The sequence below is a fragment of the Natronococcus pandeyae genome (assembly GCF_008122205.1).
In the GTDB taxonomy this organism is placed as follows: Archaea; Halobacteriota; Halobacteria; order Halobacteriales; family Natrialbaceae; genus Natronococcus; species Natronococcus pandeyae.
The window spans coordinates 1-3,261 of record NZ_PHNJ01000036.1 but is presented as its reverse complement, the minus strand read 5'-3'; the positions used below and the strand labels follow the sequence as shown (position 1 = coordinate 3,261).

The 3,261-nt window shown below is 58.9% G+C and carries 4 protein-coding genes; 2 read left to right on the top strand and 2 right to left on the bottom strand.

Going from position 1 to position 3,261, the window contains the following annotated elements:
- The first annotated feature begins 338 nt into the window (after positions 1-338).
- Positions 339-1,331 carry an asparaginase gene (locus CV102_RS25575; RefSeq protein WP_148860817.1) on the top strand — a complete coding sequence of 331 codons (993 nt, stop codon included), beginning with the start codon at positions 339-341 and terminating at the stop codon, positions 1,329-1,331.
- 64 nt (positions 1,332-1,395) lie between these two features.
- Here the strand turns inward: CV102_RS25575 and CV102_RS25570 are convergent, their stop codons facing one another.
- Positions 1,396-2,631: an RNA-guided endonuclease TnpB family protein gene (locus tag CV102_RS25570; protein WP_148860816.1), complete on the bottom strand. Its 1,236-nt coding sequence runs from the start codon at positions 2,629-2,631 to the stop codon at positions 1,396-1,398.
- Positions 2,632-2,686: 55 nt separating this feature from the next.
- Between CV102_RS25570 and CV102_RS27125 the strand changes: the two genes are divergently transcribed.
- Positions 2,687-2,812 (top strand): hypothetical protein, encoded by a 126-nt coding sequence (locus tag CV102_RS27125; protein WP_267903148.1) that lies wholly within the window; start codon positions 2,687-2,689, stop codon positions 2,810-2,812.
- Between the two features lie 158 nt (positions 2,813-2,970).
- Here CV102_RS27125 and CV102_RS25565 read toward each other — a convergent pair.
- On the bottom strand, positions 2,971-3,261 hold a 291-nt coding region (locus tag CV102_RS25565; protein ID WP_222863749.1), incomplete at its 5' end, for a hypothetical protein.

Sequence of the window (3,261 nt, the reverse complement as noted above, 5' to 3'; positions counted from 1 at the left end):
TTTGTAGGTCGTGAAAGTATAATGCTGCAGATTTTAATCCAGATTCTCCAAATTGGTCGTTCAATATCTTCTCTGGCCGTTTCAGCTGGTGAACCGCCTCGGGGTCAAGTGGTTCGAGACGCCGAAGGCGTCTCGTCATACTGCAAAACCTCCGGTCTTGTATAGATCGCAAACGCGAAGCGTTTGCTCACTCACGAAAATCAAAGATTTTCGTACGACCCCGAGCCACTCGGCCTGCTCCGCCTGTAGAATCGGAACTATTCCCGCAGGATGGCTCAGTGTAAACCGGATACACGGACAACCAGTAACCAAAGTAGTTCCGGTTGGAATACCGGTGCATGCCTCATATTCGCGTGTTGAGCACCGGTGGAACGATCGCATCGACGGACGGACCGAACGGGGCGACACCCTCTGCAGATGGTGGCGATCTTGTCGCCGCAGTTCCCAAACTCGAGGAGATAGCGAGTGTCGACGTTGAATCCGTCTGCGACGAACTCAGCTTTCATCTGTCGTTCTCGCAAGTTACATCGCTGGTCCACGCCGTTGAGCGAGCAGCCGACGATGATGTCGATGGCGTCGTTGTTACCCACGGCACTGACACGATGGAAGAGTCCGCGTATTATCTCGATCTGGTGAGTGACGTTGAGATTCCGATCGTTTTTACCGGCGCGCAGCGACCCGCGGACAGCCCCGGTGCGGATGGGCCCGCGAACCTCCTGCAGGCGGTCCAAGTCGCGGCTGACGAGCGGTTCGAGGATGGCGCTTATATCGCCTTCGGAAATCTCGTTCACGCGGCCAGGTGGGTCACGAAGGCACGAGCAGGCCAGCCGGAAGCGTACGCCTCGCCTGGTGCGGGCCCGGTCGCAGAAGTCACAGCCGACGGAATAGCGCTCCGACGTGAGCCCTGCAGTGAGTCAGTGTCCCTGCCCGTCGCCGAGACAACAGCCCGAATCGAAATGATCCCCAGCGGGTTGGCCGTTGATGCCCGACAACTCAAGCGTGCCGTCGCTGACGGTGTTGACGGAGTTGTCTTGGCGGCGAGCGGCATCGGGAACACGACGCCCGAGATTGGTAACGCCATCACCGATGCGATTGACGCGGGTGTCCCGGTTGTCGTTGCGACGCGCTGTTTCGATGGTGCGGTGGCAGCCCGGTACGGTGGGCCCGGCGGCAGCCGAACGATCCGTGAGCACGGGACGATTCCGGCCGGTGATCTGCCGCCCTGGAAGGCCCGGATCAAACTCGGACTAGCGCTATCAGCCTATGAGAGGCTCGAGAAGGTTCGAACGGCGTTCGAAGAGCAGCGCGGCGTCGCGACGACAGAGTGGTGACATCCTCCCCGCTGTAAACGGCGGGGCTTCCCACGACAGTGGGACTCCGGCTATGCCGTAGGTTTCAGTCCGAGTAGGCCGCGAGCGTCATCTGCGAGGATTTCTCGCTCGTCTCGCGGTGGACTGTGGCGCTGTCACTGGCGCTCCCATTCCGTGGCGAGTCATCGCGTTCCGGTTCCCAAGGAACGCTCTCTCCCCACGGATCTACGCGGCTGGCGATGTTCGCCGCTGCGTTGATGTCTGCTTGGAACTCTGTTACGTGGCAGTCGTCGTTCGTACACCTGAACTCGGCTTGAGATCCACGACGACCGATGTGTCCGCACTCGTGGCACGTCTGGGACGTGTAGCGCGGGGTCACGAACTCGACCGGGACACCGGCCTCGGTGGCCTTGTCCTCAACCCGGCCCTGAAGACGGGCGAACGCCCACGCGTGAAGGCGTCGGTTCATGTACTTGCCGTAGTCCAGATTCTCGCGGATATACGACAGATCCTCCACCACAATCACCGGGTTCTCGAAGGACTCGGCGTACTCGACGGCACGCCGGGACACCTTCTCGACGATATCCGTCAGCGCGTTCTGGTAGTGGTTGAACCGTTCGTCGATCCGCCACTCGGCGGCGTCACGCTCTTGGAGCCGCCGGAGCGTTGTGAACATCTCTTTGCGGAGGTGTCGCGCACGACTGCCACTCTCGAGCATCGGTTTCGTCGGCGTGTTGCGTTTGAGGGCACAGCCCGTAATCAACGCGGATTCGCCGATATCGAACCCGATGTACGTATCGTCGCCGTCTGTCTCGGGCTCTTCGACCGAGTACGTGACGGTGACGTGCAACACCCAACTACTCCGGTTCCGCTGAAGCCGAATCTGTCCGGCCTTCGCACCCTCACTAAGGACATCGTGCCACAGCGATTCTTGCTCGGGGTTGATCCGAAGCGGAATCCAGAAGTTCGTTCCGCGACCCGGCATGGGAACGTTCCAGCAAATCTCGTGGTGCCGAGATTCGTCCCGGTCGAACTTCGCGGCTTGGTTCGTGAGCCGGAGCGGGTGTTCGTCGTCTAATCCGCGGGCGTTGTACGTTTTCCGGAGCTTCGGGACGTAGCTACACAGTGCGGCCTTCGCCTGATACGGCAGGTCGAACGGCGTTACCACGTCGGAAACGCCGTTCATCGTATCGGCACCGGAGTCGAACGCATCGTGCAACGCCTCGCGGTAGGTGGAGAGAAGGCGACGGAGTCGTACCGCTTTCCCCTGTGTCGGTGGGGCGAGCGTCGCCTCGAGCGGTTTCGTCACCTCCTCTGCCATGTGTATCTATACACATCTGCCACACTTATACATTTTGAGGTTGTAGCGTAGCGTGATGGAACGCAAACAGATAACGATCCGAGAGGATCAGGTCGAATGGATCGACGAAAACCACATCAACCTATCCAGCCTCGTGAGGGGCTGTATCGACGAACGGATGGAATCCAATTCTGTCGATTAACGGTGGCTGCGTAGTCGTGTGACGCGATTCACGCCCGCCCTAAAGGGCGGGATTCTCTCGCTGTTTAAAGATAGCCGCATTCAATTCGTTCCGATGTCCTGTGTAACCGCGGAAACGTAGGCCGCGGGTAGTAGCAAACGGGAAGAGAAGAAAGAAAATCAGGAGTTGTGGACTTCAGCCCAGTCTGTTTCCGTCGTGGTTTTCACCTGCTCCAGAAACCGTTCTACGAGGGTATTCTCAGTCTCTTCCGCTTGTGGTGACGAGTCGAGGACCTTGATCGCAACCTGTTCAGCAGACTCTAGATCTCCATCCACTACCTCGAGATTGAGAACTCCCTTCCGGAAAATGACGAGCATTCGCTCGGAGTCAACAATGAGATGATCATCCCCCAGCAGATCCACTGCTGCACGGAAATCAACGGGTGGCGTCAGTTGATAGGCCGTCGATGG